Raw genomic sequence first — 19,856 nt, forward strand, 5'->3', positions numbered from 1 at the left:
CCGCCAAGGTCCACAATTCCGTTCAGATCACACGAAAGGATGGAGTGACCTACCCGAAATCTGCAGCAGATTATGACATTACGCTTACCCCACTCGACGGGCTGGAGCCGGAGCTCATCGATGGTATATGATGAAGAAGATTTTCTGATGCTCTCCGGCATACAGCACTTTGCATTCTGCCGCCGTCAGTGGGCGCTTATCCATATCGAACAGCTGTGGGAAGAGAACCTGCGTACCGTTGAGGGGAATTTACTGCATGAGAAATGCCACGACGGCTATTCCTCCGAGAGCCGAAAAGAGGTGCTGCTCTCACGCGGTATACCGATTTTTTCCCGAAGTTTAGGCGCCAGCGGAGAGTGCGACATTGTGGAGTTCAGAAAATCTATCGAGGGGATAACGCTCCACGGCAGGGAGGGGCATTACACCGTCTATCCTGTGGAATATAAGCACGGCGAACCGAAGGACAGCGATATTGATATTCTCCAGCTTACGGCGCAGGCCATCTGCCTGGAGGAGATGCTCAGCTGCGAAATCACCGACGGTGCGATATTTTACGGTAAAATTAAACGGCGGCAAAAAGTCGTGCTGACCAATGAGCTGAAAGCGCGAGTCAAGTCGCTCTTTGCCGAGATGCATGGTTACTTTCAGAGCGGATATATCCCTAAGGTCAAGCCCACTAAAAGTTGCAATGCCTGTTCGCTGAAAAATCTTTGCCTGCCAAAGCTGTGCAAAATGAAACCCGTCAGTGACTATCTGGAGCAGAATCTCGGTACCGAGGAGGTCTAGCTATGAAAAAGCTTTTAAACACCCTTTATGTCACAACGGAAAACGCCTACCTTGCACTGGATGGTGAAAATGTCGTAGTTCAATCCAACGGCGATACGCTGGGACGCCTGCCGATACATATGATAGACGGAATCATGGCCTTTGGGTATATTGGCGCCAGCCCCGCGCTGATGGGCAAATGCGCCGAGATGAACAAATCGCTGGTATTTTTAAAGCCTAGCGGACGTTTTCTGGCCAAGGTTACCGGCAAATCCTATGGAAATATCCTGCTGCGCCGCGAACAGTACCGCGTTTGCGAGGATGAAGTGCGTTCGCTGGCTATCGCCAAAAATATCATTTCGGCAAAGTTTTCGAACTGCAACGCGGTGCTCAGCCGTGCTGTGCGTGACCATGCCTTGCGCATTGACACCGAGAAATTTGCGCAGGTCGGCGCAGCGCTTCAAAACGGAAAGGTGAGCGCCTATCACACGCAAAGCGCCTCCAGCCTGCGCGGGCTGGAGGGCGAATGTGCAAGCCTTTATTTTTCACTGTTCGACGACATGATTTTGCAACAGAAAGATGATTTTGTCTACAAATTCAGATCACGCCGTCCGCCTATGGACAATGTAAACGCAATGCTATCGTTTTCGTACAGCCTGCTGACCTCAATGTGCGTTAGCGCACTGGAATCAGTAGGTCTAGACGCTTATGCCGGTATTTTTCACACCGAACGGCCGGGCAGATGTTCTTTAGCGCTGGATCTCTTGGAAGAATTCCGCGCGCCGTTTGCAGATCGGTTTGTGTTAACAGCCATCAACAAAAGGAGCATCTGCGATAAAGATTTTATAGAAAAAGAGAACGGTGGAATCTTACTGACCGAGGATGGGCGAAAAAAGTTCTTATCCCTCTGGCAGCAAAAAAAGAAGGAAGAAATCATGCATCCCTTTTTGCAAGAAAAAGTGGAGTGGGGCCTGCTGCCATATGTACAGGCCATGCTTTTGGCCAAATATATCCGAGGGGATATTGATGCATATCCCCCGTTTATCTGGAGGTAAGTGATGCTGGTTCTCATAACCTACGACGTGAATACTGAAGACGCCCAGGGCAGTAAACGGCTGCGCAAAGTGGCCAAGGTTTGCGTCAACTATGGGCAGCGGGTGCAAAATTCAGTCTTTGAATGCCTTTTATCCCCCGCAGAGCTATGTGTTGTAAAAAATCTATTGCTTAGCATAATGGATGAAGCAAAAGACAGTTTGCGCATTTATAATCTTGGCAACAGCTATAAAACACGCATTGAGTATTATGGAGCTAAACAAACTTATTCCCCTGAAGACCCCATGATTTTTTAGTGCGAATCATAAGCGCACATAAAATCTTTAGCACATTCGCATGGACTTTTTTGTAAATATAAATGTTTAAATTGCTAGTTGTATAATTTTTTAGAGCATTTATAATTATAGTGCTTATTTAGCCGAAACTTACAAATGAAAATTTGTCTGTTTTGCAGTCGTCCCTCACACGAGGGACGTGGATTGAAATATGTAACTGCACTGAGCAACAGCGTCATGCTCGGTCGTCCCTCACACGAGGGACGTGGATTGAAATGTGAGGTAAGAGCCTGCCTTGAGCAACTTTTTGGTCGTCCCTCACACGAGGGACGTGGATTGAAATGTGAGGTAAGAGCCTGCCTTGAGCAACTTTTTGGTCGTCCCTCACACGAGGGACGTGGATTGAAATAAGTTCGTTTAGCATCTCTCTTAAATCAACTCTGTCGTCCCTCACACGAGGGACGTGGATTGAAATCACTTGATTCAAATAACACATATATAGCTAGAGCGTCGTCCCTCACACGAGGGACGTGGATTGAAATTGCTTCTGCCGCCTTAGAATTTTGATTTCACTGTGTCGTCCCTCACACGAGGGACGTGGATTGAAATCGTAGTCGCTCGATCGTAGCTTCTGCTATTCGGCGATAGCTTTTGCCTGCTTGCTTCATTCTTTCCATTTCTGGTTCATATTTTTTATCTTTATAACAAAACACCTCATATTGTAGTTCCATCCTACAATATGAGGTGTTTTTTCTCAATGTCCGTTTTTTGCGGAATAGTTCAATTAGAGTGTGAGGGTTTTCTGTATCTTTTTCTTATTAGGAGCATCTATTCTTATTTTGCTTTCATTCTCTGTTATTAGCTCTATCAATCCATCTTCTGCGCTGATTTTTTCATGAAAGCTTCAGCGTAAATTGTTTTTATATTCTGTGGGCGTAACTCCGACATATTTTTTAAAAATTTTTGTAAAGTAATTTTGGCTGTTAAATCCTATTTCATAGGTAATTTCCTTAATACTTTTATTTTCGCCCAACAGTTCTTTTGCCCTTGCAATACGTTTTTCTGCAACTAAATCCGTAAAGTTTTTCCCCGTTTGCTTCTTTAATATTTTACTGAGATAAAACGAAGTAATACCTAGATTTCCTGCTATATCGTCCAAAAAAATATCTTTATTGTAAGATGCGTCGATATAAGAAAGTGCCCGCTGAATGATAACACTGGCTCCTGCATTTTTTTGCTGATTCACTAACCAAGCCAAATTGTTAACTGCCATTTTCAAATAGTATTTAAGCTCTTTGTAGTCAGTAATAGTCATGATGCTTTGTATGGATAGACTAGATAAGTTGTTTTCGATTTTAAGCGACGGAACAGCTTCTTTTATTTCTTGAATGGTTAGTACAATTAAACGATAAACCTGTTCCTTGGCTTTTGATAAAACATTTTCTCGCATAATAATAAGTGCGACCAAATCTTCCAATGTCTTTTCTATCTCGCTCTGGCTGCCGCTTTGAATTGTTGTAGCAAGCTCATTTACCAGTAAGTTTAAGTTTATTTCAGTACTCTTGTTGTCAACACAAGTTTCCTCATAAATGAAAAAACGTTTTCCGCGTATTTCGCACATGCTCAGAGCATCCACGGCCTGATGATAGGAAAGACTTAATTGATATGGATCCTTATAGATATTGCCGACACCAATCCTACCTTCTTTGCCTATCTCATGCAGCAGCATGGAAACAAAGTTACCCACCTCCAACATTCTTCGCATTTCCAGCTGCTTGCTTTCCAGCACAAAAAACACCAACATATTATAAAGCTGTTCGCCAATGCACTTGATGCCCACATCGTTGAGTGCTTTTTTAATTTTGTGCAGTACAAAGCGATGATTACCATTACAGTTTACAGCAAAACAAAACCCGCTGTTTACTTCAAACTCAAGAAAAGAAAAAATACGCTGCAAATCTTCATTTGGTTCTTTTGATATGAGCGCATAAATACAGTCGCTTTCCACAATCGGGCGAATATCCTCCATGCGGCCTGCCAGTGCGGTATTATGCCGGTGCGTCTGTAGTTCGGTGTCCAGTTTCTCCGTCACTGCGTCAATCGCCTGTTTGATGCGGGTAATTTTGGCGGGTTTTAAAACAAAATCTTCCACTCCCAGCTTAATTGCCTCCTGCGCATATTCAAAACGGTTGTAGGAGGTAAGCAGCAAAAACTTAATTTGACTGCTCTGCTTTTGCAGTTCTTTAATCGTATCCAAGCCGTTAATTCCAGGCATGTTGATATCCAGCATAACAATATCCGGATGGAAGACTTTGCACTTTTCTATTGCGATAAAACCGTTTTCTGCTTCTTCAATTTGTGAAATATTTTCGCAGTTGTTGCTGATTACCAGCTTTACCGCTTCACGTTCAATTGGCTCATCCTCTACAATCAGCAGCTTATACATCCTGCTCCTCCTTTTCTGTGGTAATGGGTAGCGTCAGTATTATAACAGTACCGCAATCGGTACTGCTTTCAATTTGCACTGTGCTCTCCGGCCCATAGAACATCTCAAGCCGGCGAAATACGTTGCTCATACCAATATTAATTCCGTTTCCTTTTTTAAAACAGGTTTCTCTTCTTCCTACTAATATACTTTCAACAAGATCACTTTCCATTCCCTTGCCGTTATCTTCAATACTAATATAAATTTTAGTTTCATCCCTGATTACTTGTATGCTGACCCATGCGCTTTGTACCACCTGTCCTACACCATGAATCACGGCGTTTTCTATCAGCGGCTGAAAAATCATAGCCGGCATAGTAATGTTCGGTAGGTGGTCTGCCACAAAAAGCTCAAATTTCACCCTATGCCCGAAACGCTTGCGCTGAATAATAAGATAATTCTCAGCACATTCAATTTCGTCATAAAGGTTAGAAGTTTTACTGGATTTATCGAGGCTGTAGCGCAGCAGGTCGGACACTGTTTCCATCATTTCGCTTGTCTGTTCGGCCTGCTCCATATATGCCATTTTGGATATCATGCTGAGGGTATTAAATAAAAAGTGTGGGTTCATTTGCCCTTGCAGTGCTTTTAACTCGGTCTCCATTAATATTTCGCTGATTTTGAGGTTTTCGTTTTCTTTTTCCAGCAATTCTTTTTCCAACTTGGCATTTTCTTCTACACTTTGAATATGCCCCTGTACACTTTTTGCCATGTCATCAAAGGCATCGCAAAGAATGGAAATTTCTTTTCCTGCGTGTTTAACTTGCTTGAGGTCGTATTCTCCCATCTTAATTTTCTGAATATTTTTTACAATTCTTCCGATGGGATGAGTGATATCCTTGATACACATAGCGGAAAACGCGATGGCAATTACAATCATCCCTGCCGTTAAAAGAATGATTCCTTTTGCCTGTGCCTGCCAGCTCTGTATCATTTCCTCGCTTTGACGGTTCATTTCATCCGTAAGCAGGTTATAAAACTGAGTCGCGGTCAAATCAATATTTTTGGCGGTATCCACCAAAAAGTCATATTTAATGTTGTAATCAACAAAAGCAATATCTTCTTTTAAGCGAATCTCTGTAAAAACTTCATCGTAGGTTTGCACCATATTTTTAAGCAGTCCAAACCTCCAGCGCAGTTTCTCATCGTTAACCATATTGATTATGTCATCAATATTGCGAGTTGCTTCTTCTTTGCAAACTTTGTATTTTGCCTGATCTTCTATAGAACCGGTATACAGGCAGTTTTGTGCCAGCTGATCTGCAGCCTTGACATTTTTATAAAAGCTGCTCAATATGCTGTATTGCTTAGAGAAATCTGCATAGGCAGATAGAGTTTTTAGGTTGGAATAATTCGATACAATAACAACAGCAGAAACAAACACAAAAAGTATAATATTGTAGAATATCAGCTCTTGCTTGACGCTGTTGAAGCGCCAGAAGAATCGTTTTATTTTTTGCATTGTTTTCGCCCTTTCAGTCAATATTCAAATATGCTAAAACACAGGACCTTTTGCAAAAGATCCTGTGTTTTTATTTTTGCACTAATATGCCCTTACAGTTTCTGCAAATGCTCGGATATTTTCTTCCGGAGTTCCGGTAGGCAGCGCACAACCGGCGCCAATAACCAGTCCTTTTCCGTTAAATGCCTCAAGAACTTTTTGTGTTTCCGCTGCAACCTGCTTTGGTGTACCAAAGTAGAAGATGCCGGATGGATCAATCGGGCCGAACATAACAGATTTGCCTTCAAGTACCTTTACTGCGTTCTTTATATTAGTTTTGTAGTCTGCTTCAATTGCGGGGAAGCGGATGCCGGCAACATCCTCAATAATGTTATCCAGATTACCGCAAATGTGGCAAACGGTTTTGATATTCCGTTTTTCCAAATCCTCCTGCAAACGTTTTTGAAACGGGTAGGAAAACTTCATATAACAGTCACGACTGATAAGATCCGGCCCACAGGAACTATCGCCGAAGCTGGTAAGGTCAGCTCCCGCCTCATGCATCAATTTGTGATACTCCAGATGTACCGCATATGCACGGTCAATGAGCTGTAGTATCTTTTCCTCACAATCTTCATCCAGCAGGTCTGCCATAAAATCAGACATTCCGTAGCTGAGCATAGCAAGGCTGAATGCCATTTGGTCGCAGTTTCCACGAACCAAAAGCTCGTTTCCTACTTCTTTCTTTATGAGATTGACCGCTTCCAGCATAATCTTAATACGGTCATTTTTCAGCAATTTCTCGGGTGCCATTAGTTCGATCAGTTCATCAATATCTTTCGATGCAGCGCCGATCGCACGGGCAGGCTCATCATCGGGGAAATCAATAGGCACTCCGATTGCATCCGCTTCCATACAGGTATCTATATCCAAAAGAATACCATCCAGCCCATATTTGCGAGCTGCAGCGATATGTGCCTTTGCTATGTTTTGAGGGCTGCTGCGATATTCGCCCATCGACATACCCGCTTCACCTGCCGCCGACATAAAATTATGCAGCATCATAGGCACACGGTCGGCTTTTTTACCGCTCATTACAGCCATTATTCTTTCGTAACCGGTCATAAACGCCCTCCATAAGGAATATTGCAAGGTATATTTAACCCTTGCAATATTCCTATTGTTTTATTGTATTCGAAAAATTATTACAGGTCAACTTTAACTTTCAAGGCATCCGCATAGTTTTCAACATTATCTTTTGTAATCATAATGGTACCGGCATCGTTAAGAATCATCTTCGGCGTTTTGCCTTCGGTAATGTTCTGATACAGCCAGTATGCCGCCTGATAGCCATAATTATAGAAGGAGGTTGCAACTGTGCCGTCTAAACCATTGTTGCGGATTAAGTCGAGAGTTTCTTCTACATCATCAACGCCGTATACCGCTACTTTATCGCGGATACTCATCTCCTCAACAACCTTAGCACATGCTGGGCCTGCTTCAGCTGCAAGATTGATTGCAAGGTTTACTTCGGGATATGCTTTAAAGGTGTTCTGCCATTCAGTGGTAGCTTTCATTTTATCGGATTTGGATTCGGTAATGCTAACAACCTCAAAGCCTGCGGTGTGAGCTTCAAATGCTTTTTTAATCGCATCAATCTGATCGTGAGCAATTTGATAATTGAGTGCTGCAACCTGGATTGAGCATTTAATTGGTGTGTCTTTACCCAGTTTTGCTTCCGCAGCGTCTAAAAGAAGTTTTGCCTGAATATCTACATCTTTACCAAAGAACGCCAGTCTGTCAACGTCGGGAATATCGGAGTCAACAACCAGAACAGGAATTCCAGCCTCAGTGGCAAGCTTTACGGGAGCCGCCGGAACAAGGCCTTGTGTAATAATTGCATCGGCTTTTTGTGCAACAGCAGTTTCAATGAGCTTTGCCATTTCTTCGGGAGAAATGTTTTGCGGGCCTACCCAGTCGCCCTGAATGCCAAGCTCAGTGCACGCCTGATCAAAGCCATCTTTTGCAAGCAGCCAAACCGGATGAGCAAGCAGGGGAGAAACATAAACAAAATGCAGGTCTTTTGCCGGAGCAGATTCAGCGGGTGCTTCTGGTGCCGGGGTAGATGCTGCCGGTGCAGCAGAGGAGGATGCGGGTGAACCGCAGGATGCCATTGACAGTGCCATGAGTACCGCTAGGGTCAAAGCAAGTAACCTTTTCATAATTAAAACCTCTTTCTTTATTCTATTTTAGCACAAAGTGCTCAAAAGCTATAGAACTATGTATTAGGTATTAGATGCAACTTTAAGTAAGCTGACTTCGTTTGCCTCTTCTTTTTCCATTATCTTTTGTACCTTGCCCTTGCCCAGTACCACAAATCGGTCGCACATTGCCACAAGTTCGGGCAGCTCAGATGAAATCATAATAATACTGATTCCCTTTTTGGAAAGTTCAAGCATGAGCTTGTAGATTTCTGCTTTGGTGCCTACGTCAATACCGCGGGTGGGTTCATCCAGCAGAATGATCTTCAGGTCTGTCATTAACCATTTTGCTAAAATTATTTTTTGCTGATTGCCGCCTGAAAGGCTTGTAATGCGGGTATCAAGGCATGGTGCTTTAACACGCAAAGTGTTAAAGTATTCGTTTGCCCGTTTGCGTTCTTTCTTAGAGTCAATCAGCAGCAGCCCTTTAATTTCTTTTAAAATAGTAAGTGTCATATTGTGGCAGATGGACATGGTACCCACAAAACCATTTTTCTTACGGTCTTCGGTCATTAACCCAATACCGTGTTTTTTAGCGTCCTGCGGGTTATTGATTGTAATCTCTTTACCCTCCAGAAAAATTTTACCATCGGTTTTCGGTATGATACCGAACAGTGCATTAATCAGTTCGGAACGCCCTGAGCCTACCAGCCCGGCAAGCCCCAATATTTCACCGCGGCGTAAAGAAAAACTAACATCGTCGATGATGTTTTTACCTATAGCAAAGGTATGCGGTACCTTAAAATGTTCGAGGCGTAAAACATCATCACCAATTTCCCGTTCCATAGTTGGGTACATGACATCCAGCCTACGGCCAATCATATCCTCAATGACCTTAGTGCTGTCATAACCATCGCATTTACGGTATTCGCTGATGTATTGTCCATCACGCAGGATAACCATGCGATCGCTGATTTCAAAAACCTCATCCAGTTTGTGCGAAATATAAACACAGGAGATACCCTGTTCGCGCAGTTCGCACAGTACATTCATAAGCTTTTGGGTTTCAGTTTCGGTGAGCACCGAAGTCGGCTCATCAAGGATTAGAATTTTGGGGTTACGCACCAATGCTCTTGCAATACATACCAGCTGTTGCATAGAGGGGCTCAAACTGCGCACGATCACATTGACATCAATTTCTGCGTGTAGCTTATCCAGCGCAGCACGTGCAATCGTTTTTGTTCTTTCCCAATCAATAAGCCCATGTTTTTTCACGGGTAACCTTCCCAGCAAAATATTTTCAGCCACGGTAAGGTCAAGCTCAAGATTGAGTTCCTGATAAATCATTGCAATGCCCATATTCTCAGAATCGGTAGGGTTGTCAAAACGGCATTCCTGCCCACTCAAGAGAATGCTTCCCTCATACTCATGACAGGGGTAAGATCCACTTAGAATTTTCATCAGCGTAGATTTTCCGGCGCCGTTCTCACCCATTACCGCCAGAATTTCGTTAGGATAAAGCCCCATAGAAACGTCACGCAGAGCGGTTGTTCCGAGAAACTTTTTTGTTATATTCTGTACCGAAAGCACAGTATCCATGTTATTCAAAACGCACCCTCCTAATCTTTTACCTTGGTGGAGTTTTTGAGAATGATATTTCTCTTATACTGGTCAAGCAAAACTGCCAGCACCAAAATGACGCCAACCACCAAGTTCTGCCAGTAAACCGAAATTCTCATTAAAGTAAGTGAGTTTGTAAGTACCTCCATAAAAAAAGCACCGATCGTTGCGCCAATAATAGAACCCATACCGCCAAAGGTGGAAATACCTCCGATAATTGCACCACAGATAACGGTAAGCTCATAACCTGTACCTGCAGCTGCCTCTGCAGAGCCAAGCCTTGCCGACATAAATATGCCTGCCAGCGCCGCCAGAGTTGAGGTGATGACATAGACCATCAGTTTGGTTCTTCTGGTGTTGATTCCAGAAATGCGTGCTGCCTCTTCGTTTCCGCCCAGTGCATAAATGGCACGACCAAAGGGCGCATGTGCAAGGGCGATGTGACCGATAGCCGCAATTGCTAATGCCACAATAACGACCATAGGGATATGTAGAATTTTAAGCTGGTCAATTTTCATAAGGCCTTCCGGTAGCGGATAAATAGGAACACCCTGTGTGAGCACCGAAACCAAACCTCTTGCTACATATTGCATACCCAGTGTTACAATCAGTGGCGGGATGCCCGCTTTGACAATGATAGATCCGTTGATAAACCCGATCAAAACACCGGTAAGCATACCGAGCAGAATTGCAAATACTACAGGGATTCCCGCTTTACACGCCATGCCGGTAATTACTCCGCCGAGAGCAAGCACAGAACCAACTGAAAGATCGAGCCCTCCGGTAATGAGTATAAATGACATTCCCACAACCGTGATTAAGGTGTAACCCATTGTTTTCAGGACATTAAACAGGTTGCCCGATGAAATAAAAACCGGATTCACGCAGGTGACAACTGCCATATATATTACTGTTGCAAGAATGATGCTGCTTTCCTGTCTCTGGATAAACCAGCGGAATTTTGATTTTAAACCCGACTTCTTTTTTTCTTCTAGTTGATTTACCATTCAAACTACCTCCGTTTGTATTTTTGCTTCTACAATTATTATAAAATACCAATTTTAAGTTGTGTTGCGTGATCTATAGTAATATGCTGCTCTTTTTAGTGCGTTTTTGCGATGCCAACGATCACCTCTTAGCAATATTTTGTTCTTTGGTCTTAAAAATGCTATATCTACAATTTGAGTAGGTAATCCGCAAGAGGTTTGTTTGAAACTTGAATTAGGTTAACTTAACAGTTGAATGCAATTGAAGATGCTTTCAGACACAATAAGTCGGTGTTTTGTGTAATTTAACAGAGTGCGGCAGGCGCAACACACAGCTAAACAGAAAAATGCTCGCAAAGCCTGTTATAATGCGCTTTGTGGTCATTTTTTAGTTATGCAGGCAATTAATTTGCCATGCTTTCAATAATCGCCGTTCATAACGCATCGTTACAGTACGTAACACCCCACTATGAAAGATATAAAAAATAAATGGTATATGAAAAAGACCGATTGACTGACTTATAGGTTGTTGCCGTAAGTTAATTTCTGGTTAATAACTGGAAAAAATAAACAAAAGCCATTAACGTATTTTAATCAAAGATACAAACTATCAATAACCCTCTTGAAATTTTTGAATAATAATGTATACTAAAATTTAACTGGTAACGTTACCGGAAACATTACCGATAACGATACTAATAACGCTATTTTTGAGGATGGTTTGGTATGCCTACGGATGTTAACATTATTGATATTGCTAAATATGCTAAAGTCAGCGTGAGTACAGTGTCTCGGGTTCTTAATAAACACCCTGACGTCAGCGAGGTTACCAGAAATAAGGTTTTAGAGGTAATCGAAGAACATGGCTATATACCCAACGACAGTGCCCGCAATTTAAAACGCGAATCGATGAAGGCTGTGGGGGTAGTGGTCAAAGGGTTTTCCAACCCCTTTTTTATTGGTATGCTGACAATTATTCAAAAGGAATTGGAAGAAAATAACTATATTATGCTGCTTCGTCAGGTAGACCCGGAAGAAAACGAATTGGACGCAGCAATCGCTCTGGTCAAAGAGAAAAAGCCGCGGGGTCTTATTTTTCTGGGCGGTAATTTTGACCAGCAGCGAGAAAAATTCGCGCTTCTCGAACTGCCCTTTGTTATGTCGACGATCAGTTTAAAAACCGGTGTTGACCGCAGCAGGTTCTCCAGCCTTACTGTAGATGATTACGCAGAAGGCTACGAAATTACCAAATATATGATTCAATCTGGTCACAAAAAAATAGCGGCAATCGGCTTTCGCGAAGATGACAGAAGCATCAGCCGCCTTCGGCTCGACGGTTTTTTACAAGCGGCAAAAGATTATGGCGCCGAAGTATCCGCTCACTCCGTTGCACATGCAGGCGAATTTACCCTCAAGGCAGGCTATGAGGCGGCAATAGGGCTTTTGGAGAAAAGCTCCTTTACATGCCTGTTTTGCATCTCAGATATTCTCGCCCTTGGTGCTATGCGGGCAATCCACGATAAAGGCTACCGTATTCCCCAAGACATTTCGGTGATTGGCTTTGACGGAATTGAATCCGGTCGTTATTCCATCCCCTCCTTGACCACCGTAAAGCAGCCGGATGAGGAGATTGCCCATCAAAGCGTGCAGATTTTAATGAATTGCCTGCGTAAAAATAAATGTACCCATAAACATTTGGTCTTTAAGGCAGAGTTTTTGGATGGCGAAAGCTTTGCCCCTCTTCAGCCATAATGTGGGTATGAAAAATTACGGTTCCTATCGAATCAAAAAGAATGGTTCGATTAAATAAGCCAAATAACAACCTAAAAATTGGAGGTATTACAATGAAAAGCAAGCGAATTTTAGCAATTGTTCTGTCCGCCATACTAATGATTGGCAGCCTGGTCGGTTGCGGCAACAACGCCCCCTCGAGCACCGGCACTGCAAATGAAAGCAACGCGAGCACAGCTGGCGAGAATCCCGCGGCAGCCGGCGACGAAGGCAAGGTGTATTTTTTCAACTTCAAGCCGGAGCAGGATGAGGCCTATCAGGCGATTGCTGCGGAGTATACCGAAAAAACCGGAGTTCCGGTAAAGGTGGTAACCGCTGCAGCCGGAACCTACGAGCAGCAACTGAGAAGTGAAATTGCCAAAAAAGATGCCCCCACCATTTTCCAAATCAACGGGCCGGTAGGCTACGCCAGCTGGAAGCAGTATACCGCTGATTTGAGCGGCTCGGAAATTTACAAGCATTTGGCAGACAAATCTCTGGCTATTACCGAGGGCGACGGTGTCTACGGCATCCCCTTCGCGATTGAGGGCTATGGCATTATTGTAAACAATAAAATTATGCAGGCCTATTTCGCTATGAGCGGCGCGAAGGCAACCAGCCTTGAAAGCATCAACACCTTTGCTAAGTTAAAAGAGGTTGTCGAAGATATGCAAGCGAAAAAAGCCGAACTCGGCCTGGATGGTGTGTTCGCTTCTACCTCCCTAATGCCGGGTGAAGACTGGCGCTGGCAGACCCACCTTTCCAATGTTCCGTTGTACTACGAGTTCCAGTCCAGCGGGGCAGACCTGAGCGATCCTGCTGCAACTGCCAAAATTTCCTTCCAATACAACGAGAAATTTAAGAACATATTTGATCTTTACCTGAACAACTCTACGGTTGCTCCCACTATGACCGGTTCTAAAAGCGTAAACGACTCTATGGCTGAATTCGCCTTGGGCAAAGCCGCTATGGTACAAAACGGAAACTGGGCTTACGGTCAGATATCCGGCGTGGAAGGAAACGTGGTTTCCGCCGAAGATGTCCGTTTCCTCCCCATCTACGTAGGTATGGACAGCGAAAGCAATCAGGGCCTGTGCATCGGCACCGAAAATTTCTTCTGCATTAACAAAAACGCTTCCGAGGCAGACCAAAAAGCATCGCTTGATTTCCTCAATTGGCTGTACACTTCAGAAGAGGGCAAAGCTCATGTCACAAAAGATCTCGGCTTTATCGCTCCGTTCGACAGCTTTACGGATAAAGATAAACCTGCCGATCCTCTTGGCCAGCAGGTTATGGAATGGTCCGCAAACAGCAATATCAAAAATGTGCCTTGGAACTTTACCATTTACCCCAGCCAGCAGTTTAAGGATGAATTCGGATCCAATCTTCTGCTTTACGCACAGGGTCAAATGGAGTGGAAGGCTGTGGTTGATGCCATGGTAAGCAGCTGGGCCGCTGAAAAGGCTGCCACAGCACAGTAATTCACCAGCAAAAGAAGCATGGCGTATCAAACCAGACAATGATGTCTGCGCCGCGGTCCTATGCGGGGCCGCGGCCTTTCTGTACCACCGGATAGCGAACTGGAGCGGATTGTACGCAAAGCTATTTGATAGGAGGGGTTTCCTTGCACAAAAATCTTCACAAGTATTTTCCCATCTTTGTGTTGCCCACGCTGATCGCATTTTCCATTGCCTTTTTGGTTCCATTTCTGATGGGCCTCGCATTATCCTTTTGTGACTTCACGATTGTATCAGACGCAACGTTTGTTGGGTTTAACAATTATGTGCGAGCATTTACCGACCCCAGCAGCAATTTCCTGTATTCGCTGGGCTTTACGGCTTGTTTTACCATGATCTCAATTATTACCATCAATGTGATAGCCTTTTCCTTAGCGTTACTGCTAACCAAGGGCTTGAAGGGCACCAATGTATTCCGTTCCATCTTCTTTACCCCGAACCTAATCGGCGGAATCGTTCTTGGCTATGTCTGGCAGACTATTATCGATGCAGTGCTCAGCCACTACGAGGTAACACTGCTGTTTAACCCCAAGTTTGGCTTTTGGGGACTGGTGCTTGTCATGAACTGGCAGCTCATCGGCTATATGATGATCATCTACATTGCCGGTATCCAAAATATTCCGGGAGATATTAGAGAAGCTGCTGCCATTGACGGTGCAAACGGTTTTCAGACTTTGTTTCGCATTACCATCCCCATGATTATGTCATCCATCACTATTTGCGTATTCCTTACACTTACAAATTCCTTTAAATTGTTCGACCTTAACCTGGCGCTGACCGGTGGCGGCCCTGCCAACAAAACCGAGATGCTGGCGCTGAACATATACCGCACCTTCTACAACCGCAACGGATGGTCTGGGGCAGGGCAGGCGAAGGCTGTTGTCTTTTTCTTGCTGGTAGGCGTGATTGCTTTGGCGCAGCTAAAAATTACGCGAAGCCGGGAGGTAGAAAACCAATGATTAAAACAATCAAACCTGTTACGAAAGGGATTATTTACGCTATCCTTTCTGCTATGACACTTCTTTTTGTAGCTCCGATCCTGATTATTCTCATCAACTCGTTTAAAGGAAAGCTGTACATTTCTCAGAACTTGTTTGCTATGATCAACAGCGAGAATTTTGCGGGAGTCTCAAACTATGTTCTGGGCTTTACCCGCATGAACTTTTTGGCCTCTTTCAGCACCTCATTGTTTATAACCGTATGTTCCACGCTGCTTATCATTCTGCTGTGCTCGATGACCTCATGGTATTTGGTGCGTGTCAAAAACAAGATGACTTCTGTGCTGTATTACATGTTTGTTTTCGCTATGATTGTTCCTTTTCAGATGGTGATGTTTACCATGAGCTGGATGTCCAACCGGTTAAGCTTGGGTAACCCTGTGGGAATTTTGCTGCTGTATGCAGGTTTCGGCGCAAGCATGTCTGTTTTTATACTGACCGGATTTATTAAGAGCATTCCGCTGGACATTGAAGAAGCAGCCATTATTGACGGCTGCAACCCGTTGCAGACTTTTTTTCGAGTGGTGTTTCCTGTCATGAAGCCAACCGTAATCACTGTGGCAATCCTTAACGCTATGTGGATTTGGAATGACTATCTGTTGCCTTTGTTGGTTTTAGATTCCAAGTACTCCACTTTGCCCATCGCCATCCAGAAGATTTTCACCGGCTCGTACGGAGGCAAGGATATGGGTGGGCTGATGGCCATGCTGGTACTCTCGATCATTCCCATCATTATTTTTTATCTTGCTGCACAGAAACACATCATCGAGGGTGTAGTAGCTGGCGCTGTGAAAGGATAACACTATGCAAACAACCACATTTACCCGCGCGGCAGGAGTTCTTCTGCCGGTGGCCAGCCTGCCTTCACCTTACGGCATAGGCAGCTTTGGCAAAGCAGCCTACAGATGGGTGGATTTTCTGAACCGGGCGGGACAAAGCTACTGGCAGGTGCTGCCCCTCAGCCCTACCGGCTTTGGCGACAGCCCCTACCAAAGCTGCTCTGCTTTTGCAGGCAACCCGTATTTTATTGACCTCGACCTTCTGTGTGAACAGGGGCTTCTGCAAACATCCGATTGTACCAAAATCTGTTGGGGCAGTGCGGGCGCTATCGATTATAAAGCCATCTTTGATAACAGAGAAACACTACTGCGCAAGGCATATGCCGCTTTTTCCGATTTGGATGCGCTCAAAGCTTTCCGAAGGGGAAATCATATGTGGATTGAGGATTACGCCCTCTACATGGCAATCAAAACGCAAAATGAGCTAAGACCATGGTGGGAATGGCCCAAGGACGTACTGCTGCGTGACGCAGCCGCTCTGCAGCAATGCCGGGAAAGCCTTCGTGATGACATAAACTATCATATTTTTGTTCAGTATCTGTTCTTTCAGCAATGGGGCGAACTCAAAGCATATGCCAACCGAAAGGGCATAGAGATTATTGGCGACATTCCCATCTATGTGGCTATGGACAGCGCCGATACCTGGTCCAACAGCCAGTTGTTTTTGTTAGACCGCACTTGCCGCCCCATCGATGTGGCAGGCGTTCCTCCCGACGGCTTTTCTTCCACAGGCCAGCTCTGGGGCAACCCGCTTTACCGGTGGGACCACATGAAGCAAGACGGCTACCGCTGGTGGATAGAACGGCTACGCTTCAGCCTTTCGCTGTATGATGTGCTGCGCATCGATCATTTTCGCGGCTTTGACAGCTATTACGCTGTGCCCTACGGAGATAAAACCGCCGCCAATGGCGAATGGCGAAAAGGTCCGGGGATTGATTTTATCCAAACGGTAAACACTGAACTGGGAAAGCACGCGCAAATCATCGCGGAGGATCTGGGATATCTCACGGATGGGGTTCGGGAGCTGCTGCGTCAAAGCGGGTACCCCGGTATGAAGGTATTGCAGTTCGCATTTGATTCCCGCGAAGACAGCGACTATATGCCTCACAATTACAACCATCATTGCGTTGTCTACACCGGTACCCATGATAACGATACCGTACGCGGGTGGTTTTCGTCTGCTCCCACCGATGATGTGGTATTGGCACAGGAATATCTGGGGCTGAAGGATGGCCGTGACGGCAACTGGGCCTTTATTCGTGCAGCATTGGGCAGTGTGGCAAATGTCGCTATCATTCCCGTGCAGGACTACCTAAACCTAGGGAGTGAAGCCCGTATCAACATCCCATCAACACTGGGCGGGAACAACTGGCGCTGGCGGTTGGATGAAAAGCTGTTAGACAACAATATTGCCGATAAAATAGCAACGATGACCGCTTTGTATGGACGGTCGCCTGCCACCCTACAAGGAGGAGAAACCAATGAGCCTGTTTCAAAATGAATTAACCGAATACCTGCAGAAAACCGACAGTAAAGATATGCTGAGCCTGTATCATGCCGTTAGCGAAGCCGCTATGAAGCAGGCGAAACCAACCTGGAACAAACCCCGTACCAGAAAAACTGCCTGCTATTTTTCTGCGGAGTTTCTCATCGGTAGAATGATTTACGCAAATCTGCTGAACTTGGGTGTTTTGCCTGAGCTGCAGCAGTTGTTTTTGCAAAGCGGTCTTGACCCGAATATGTTCGAAGGCGTGGAGGACGCTGCCTTGGGCAATGGCGGGCTCGGTCGGCTGGCAGCATGCTTTTTGGATTCTGCCGCAACGCAGGAGATTCCTCTGGACGGCTATGGGATACGTTATAAATATGGCTTGTTCAAACAATATTTCAAAGAGGGGTTTCAGCAGGAAACAGCCGATGATTGGACGCAGTTTGGCGACCCATGGAGTGTGAGAAAAGAAAAAGAAAAGGTGCGTGTCGATTTTGCTGACCAATCGGTTTGGGCGGTACCTTATGATATGCCTGTAATTGGCTACGGCGGAAAGTGTGTCAACACCTTGCGGCTGTGGCAGGCCGAAGCAATGCATGCCTTTGACCTTACCAGCTTCAACGACATGCGCTGTAACGATGCTTTTGGTGCTCAAATCGCAGCGGAGTCCATCTCCAGCGTTTTATATCCAAATGACGAAACACAAGAGGGCAAACGCCTGCGCCTTAAGCAGCAATACTTCTTTGTCAGTGCCTCGCTGCAATCGATTCTGCGGCAATTCAAAGCGGTGCATGGCAATAATTTTTCTAAGCTCCCGCAGCAGTATGCCATCCAGCTCAATGACACCCATCCCGCTGTTGCTATCCCTGAGCTGTTGCGTATCCTGATGGGCAAAGAAAACCTGACACTGGACGAGGCGTTCCCAATTGTACAGGATACTTTTGCCTATACCAACCACACCATTATGGCCGAAGCCTTAGAAAAATGGGACGTGAGCTTGTTTTGCTCGGTTATACCCGAAGTGTACGCCTATGTGGTTATGCTGCAAAATAAGCTGAAGCTTGATCTCCACGGCAAAGGAATTACCGGCGGTGCTCAAGCTTGTTACCACCTCATCGATGAGAATCACCGCATTCACATGGCACGCATGGCAATCTACGCAACGCACTCCACCAACGGGGTGGCGGCACTCCATACCGAGATTCTAAAACACGACGCTTTAAAAGAGTGGTACGCTGTTTATCCCGAACGGTTCAGCAACAAGACCAATGGCATCACCCAGCGGCGATGGCTTGGGCTGTGCAACCCGGAATATGCCGGGTTTATCTCCGAGCGCATTGGCAATGGCTGGCTTACCGACCTTAGCCAGCTGAAGAAGCTGGAGCCCTATGTCAATGACGCACACTCGCTGCGGCAATTTGTGGAGATCAAACGCCGCAACAAAGAGCGGCTGGCAGGGCATGTGCACCTTTACGAATATGGAATGCAGCTGAACATCGACTCTATTTTTGATGTGCAGATTAAGAGGCTGCATGAGTATAAACGGCAGCTGATGAACGCTTTCTCGATTCTTGATATTTATTTTCAGCTAAAGGACGGTAAATTGCCAAACTTTTACCCAATGACCTTTTTGTTTGGAGCCAAAGCTGCTCCCGGATATTACCAAGCCAAAGGAATTATTAAGTATATCAACGAGATTGCAAAGCTTGTGAATAACGACCCCGATATGAAAGACCGGCTGGCTGTCGTATTTGTACAGAACTATAACGTCAGCTACGCCGAGAAGCTAATTCCCGCTGCCGACATCTCTGAGCAGATTTCTACGGCCGGTACGGAGGCCAGCGGAACCGGCAACATGAAATTGATGCTCAATGGCGCGGTGACGCTGGGTACTTACGACGGCGCCAATATTGAAATTGTGCAGCAGGCCGGAGAGGAAAACAACTATATCTTTGGGGCAAGAGTAGAAGATATCCGAGGTGCAGCGGATAACTACAATCCAAAAGCGATTTACCACGCCAACGCTCACATCAAACGGGTGCTGGATAGCTTGATAGACGGTACGTTCAGCGACGGCGGCACCAACTGGTTCCGTAATATATTTAACTCGATTCTGGAAGGTACCAGCTGGCACCGTCCGGATCAGTATTACTTGCTGTTGGATTTTGAATCCTATGTAGAGGCTAAGCTTCTTGCTAACAGAGATTACCAAGATTCCATGTCGTTTGCAAAAAAGTGCCTGCAGAACACAGCGAATGCCGGTACTTTTTCCAGCGATCGCACCATCCGTCAATATGCTGAAGACATATGGCAGTTATGATAATAATTATAAATATGTCTTAAAAACAATTGAGGATCGGCAGTCTGCCGATCCTCAATTATTTGTTAAAGTTAGTTTTTTATTTTGTAAATAGAGTATT

15 protein-coding genes and 1 CRISPR repeat array are annotated in these 19,856 nt (G+C 45.0%); of the genes, 9 read left to right on the forward strand and 6 right to left on the reverse strand.

Annotated features, from left to right (window positions below):
• Positions 1 to 120 precede the first annotated feature (120 nt).
• Genes cas4 through cas2 form a run of 3 tightly spaced genes read left to right on the forward strand, consistent with a single transcriptional unit; the run spans position 121 to position 2,114 of the window.
• On the forward strand, positions 121 to 786 hold the full coding sequence (gene cas4 / locus RTV33_RS02475) for a CRISPR-associated protein Cas4 (RefSeq protein WP_312641195.1): 666 nt from the start codon (positions 121 to 123) through the stop codon (positions 784 to 786).
• Between the two features lie 2 nt (positions 787 to 788).
• Positions 789 to 1,820 (forward strand): type I-C CRISPR-associated endonuclease Cas1c, encoded by a 1,032-nt coding sequence (gene cas1c, locus RTV33_RS02480; protein WP_312641197.1) that lies wholly within the window; start codon positions 789 to 791, stop codon positions 1,818 to 1,820.
• Positions 1,821 to 1,823: 3 nt separating this feature from the next.
• Positions 1,824 to 2,114, forward strand: coding sequence for a CRISPR-associated endonuclease Cas2 (gene cas2, locus RTV33_RS02485; RefSeq protein WP_312641199.1), 291 nt, complete (start codon positions 1,824 to 1,826; stop codon positions 2,112 to 2,114).
• Positions 2,115 to 2,271: 157 nt separating this feature from the next.
• Positions 2,272 to 2,702: a CRISPR direct-repeat array (repeat unit 33 nt; unit sequence GTCGTCCCTCACACGAGGGACGTGGATTGAAAT).
• Between the two features lie 295 nt (positions 2,703 to 2,997).
• Here the strand turns inward: cas2 and RTV33_RS02490 are convergent.
• From RTV33_RS02490 to RTV33_RS02515, 6 genes are all read right to left on the reverse strand, one after another.
• Positions 2,998 to 4,539, reverse strand: a complete 1,542-nt coding sequence (locus RTV33_RS02490; RefSeq protein WP_312641201.1) for a response regulator — start codon at positions 4,537 to 4,539, stop codon at positions 2,998 to 3,000.
• Positions 4,532 to 6,040: a histidine kinase gene (locus RTV33_RS02495; protein WP_312641203.1), complete on the reverse strand. Its 1,509-nt coding sequence runs from the start codon at positions 6,038 to 6,040 to the stop codon at positions 4,532 to 4,534. Before RTV33_RS02495 ends, RTV33_RS02490 begins: the two co-directional genes overlap by 8 nt.
• An 81-nt stretch (positions 6,041 to 6,121) precedes the next feature.
• Complete coding sequence (locus RTV33_RS02500; RefSeq protein ID WP_312641205.1) at positions 6,122 to 7,144, reverse strand: uroporphyrinogen decarboxylase family protein; 1,023 nt, start codon at positions 7,142 to 7,144, stop codon at positions 6,122 to 6,124.
• A gap of 80 nt (positions 7,145 to 7,224) precedes the next feature.
• Complete coding sequence (locus tag RTV33_RS02505) at positions 7,225 to 8,241, reverse strand: substrate-binding domain-containing protein (RefSeq protein WP_312641207.1); 1,017 nt, start codon at positions 8,239 to 8,241, stop codon at positions 7,225 to 7,227.
• Positions 8,242 to 8,304: 63 nt separating this feature from the next.
• Positions 8,305 to 9,819, reverse strand: coding sequence for a sugar ABC transporter ATP-binding protein (locus RTV33_RS02510; RefSeq protein ID WP_312641352.1), 1,515 nt, complete (start codon positions 9,817 to 9,819; stop codon positions 8,305 to 8,307).
• 20 nt (positions 9,820 to 9,839) lie between these two features.
• Entirely contained in the window at positions 9,840 to 10,847 is a 1,008-nt protein-coding gene (locus RTV33_RS02515; protein WP_312641209.1) for an ABC transporter permease, read from the reverse strand.
• Positions 10,848 to 11,552: 705 nt separating this feature from the next.
• On the opposite strand from RTV33_RS02515, the gene RTV33_RS02520 reads away from it, so the two are divergent.
• From RTV33_RS02520 to RTV33_RS02545, 6 genes are all read left to right on the forward strand, one after another.
• Positions 11,553 to 12,578, forward strand: coding sequence for a LacI family DNA-binding transcriptional regulator (locus RTV33_RS02520; RefSeq protein WP_312641211.1), 1,026 nt, complete (start codon positions 11,553 to 11,555; stop codon positions 12,576 to 12,578).
• Between the two features lie 92 nt (positions 12,579 to 12,670).
• Positions 12,671 to 14,077 (forward strand): ABC transporter substrate-binding protein, encoded by a 1,407-nt coding sequence (locus RTV33_RS02525; RefSeq protein ID WP_312641213.1) that lies wholly within the window; start codon positions 12,671 to 12,673, stop codon positions 14,075 to 14,077.
• Between the two features lie 143 nt (positions 14,078 to 14,220).
• Positions 14,221 to 15,072, forward strand: a complete 852-nt coding sequence (locus tag RTV33_RS02530; RefSeq protein WP_312641215.1) for a sugar ABC transporter permease — start codon at positions 14,221 to 14,223, stop codon at positions 15,070 to 15,072.
• Positions 15,069 to 15,911: a carbohydrate ABC transporter permease gene (locus RTV33_RS02535; RefSeq protein ID WP_312641217.1), complete on the forward strand. Its 843-nt coding sequence runs from the start codon at positions 15,069 to 15,071 to the stop codon at positions 15,909 to 15,911. The genes RTV33_RS02530 and RTV33_RS02535 overlap by 4 nt, the downstream gene beginning before the upstream one ends.
• A gap of 4 nt (positions 15,912 to 15,915) precedes the next feature.
• On the forward strand, positions 15,916 to 17,451 hold the full coding sequence (malQ, locus tag RTV33_RS02540; RefSeq protein ID WP_312641219.1) for a 4-alpha-glucanotransferase: 1,536 nt from the start codon (positions 15,916 to 15,918) through the stop codon (positions 17,449 to 17,451).
• Positions 17,432 to 19,756, forward strand: a complete 2,325-nt coding sequence (locus RTV33_RS02545) for a glycogen/starch/alpha-glucan phosphorylase (RefSeq protein ID WP_312641221.1) — start codon at positions 17,432 to 17,434, stop codon at positions 19,754 to 19,756. The genes malQ and RTV33_RS02545 overlap by 20 nt, the downstream gene beginning before the upstream one ends.
• Positions 19,757 to 19,856 lie beyond the last annotated feature (100 nt).

Source organism: Hydrogenoanaerobacterium sp. (genome assembly GCF_032017025.1).
In the GTDB taxonomy this organism is placed as follows: Bacteria; Bacillota; Clostridia; order Oscillospirales; family Ruminococcaceae; genus Hydrogenoanaerobacterium.

Bases quoted from the DNA above. Each gene is read 5' to 3' on its own strand.
- RTV33_RS02525 (WP_312641213.1), top strand. From the start codon at position 12,671: ATGAAAAGCAAGCGAATTTTAGCAATTGTTCTGTCCGCCATACTAATG.
- RTV33_RS02510 (WP_312641352.1), bottom strand. From the start codon at position 9,819: ATGGATACTGTGCTTTCGGTACAGAATATAACAAAAAAGTTTCTCGGA.
- RTV33_RS02505 (WP_312641207.1), bottom strand. From the start codon at position 8,241: ATGAAAAGGTTACTTGCTTTGACCCTAGCGGTACTCATGGCACTGTCA.
- RTV33_RS02490 (WP_312641201.1), bottom strand. From the start codon at position 4,539: ATGTATAAGCTGCTGATTGTAGAGGATGAGCCAATTGAACGTGAAGCG.
- RTV33_RS02535 (WP_312641217.1), top strand. From the start codon at position 15,069: ATGATTAAAACAATCAAACCTGTTACGAAAGGGATTATTTACGCTATC.
- malQ (WP_312641219.1), top strand. From the start codon at position 15,916: ATGCAAACAACCACATTTACCCGCGCGGCAGGAGTTCTTCTGCCGGTG.
- RTV33_RS02495 (WP_312641203.1), bottom strand. From the start codon at position 6,040: ATGCAAAAAATAAAACGATTCTTCTGGCGCTTCAACAGCGTCAAGCAA.
- RTV33_RS02500 (WP_312641205.1), bottom strand. From the start codon at position 7,144: ATGACCGGTTACGAAAGAATAATGGCTGTAATGAGCGGTAAAAAAGCC.
- cas4 (WP_312641195.1), top strand. From the start codon at position 121: ATGGTATATGATGAAGAAGATTTTCTGATGCTCTCCGGCATACAGCAC.
- cas2 (WP_312641199.1), top strand. From the start codon at position 1,824: ATGCTGGTTCTCATAACCTACGACGTGAATACTGAAGACGCCCAGGGC.
- cas1c (WP_312641197.1), top strand. From the start codon at position 789: ATGAAAAAGCTTTTAAACACCCTTTATGTCACAACGGAAAACGCCTAC.
- RTV33_RS02515 (WP_312641209.1), bottom strand. From the start codon at position 10,847: ATGGTAAATCAACTAGAAGAAAAAAAGAAGTCGGGTTTAAAATCAAAA.
- RTV33_RS02545 (WP_312641221.1), top strand. From the start codon at position 17,432: ATGAGCCTGTTTCAAAATGAATTAACCGAATACCTGCAGAAAACCGAC.
- RTV33_RS02520 (WP_312641211.1), top strand. From the start codon at position 11,553: ATGCCTACGGATGTTAACATTATTGATATTGCTAAATATGCTAAAGTC.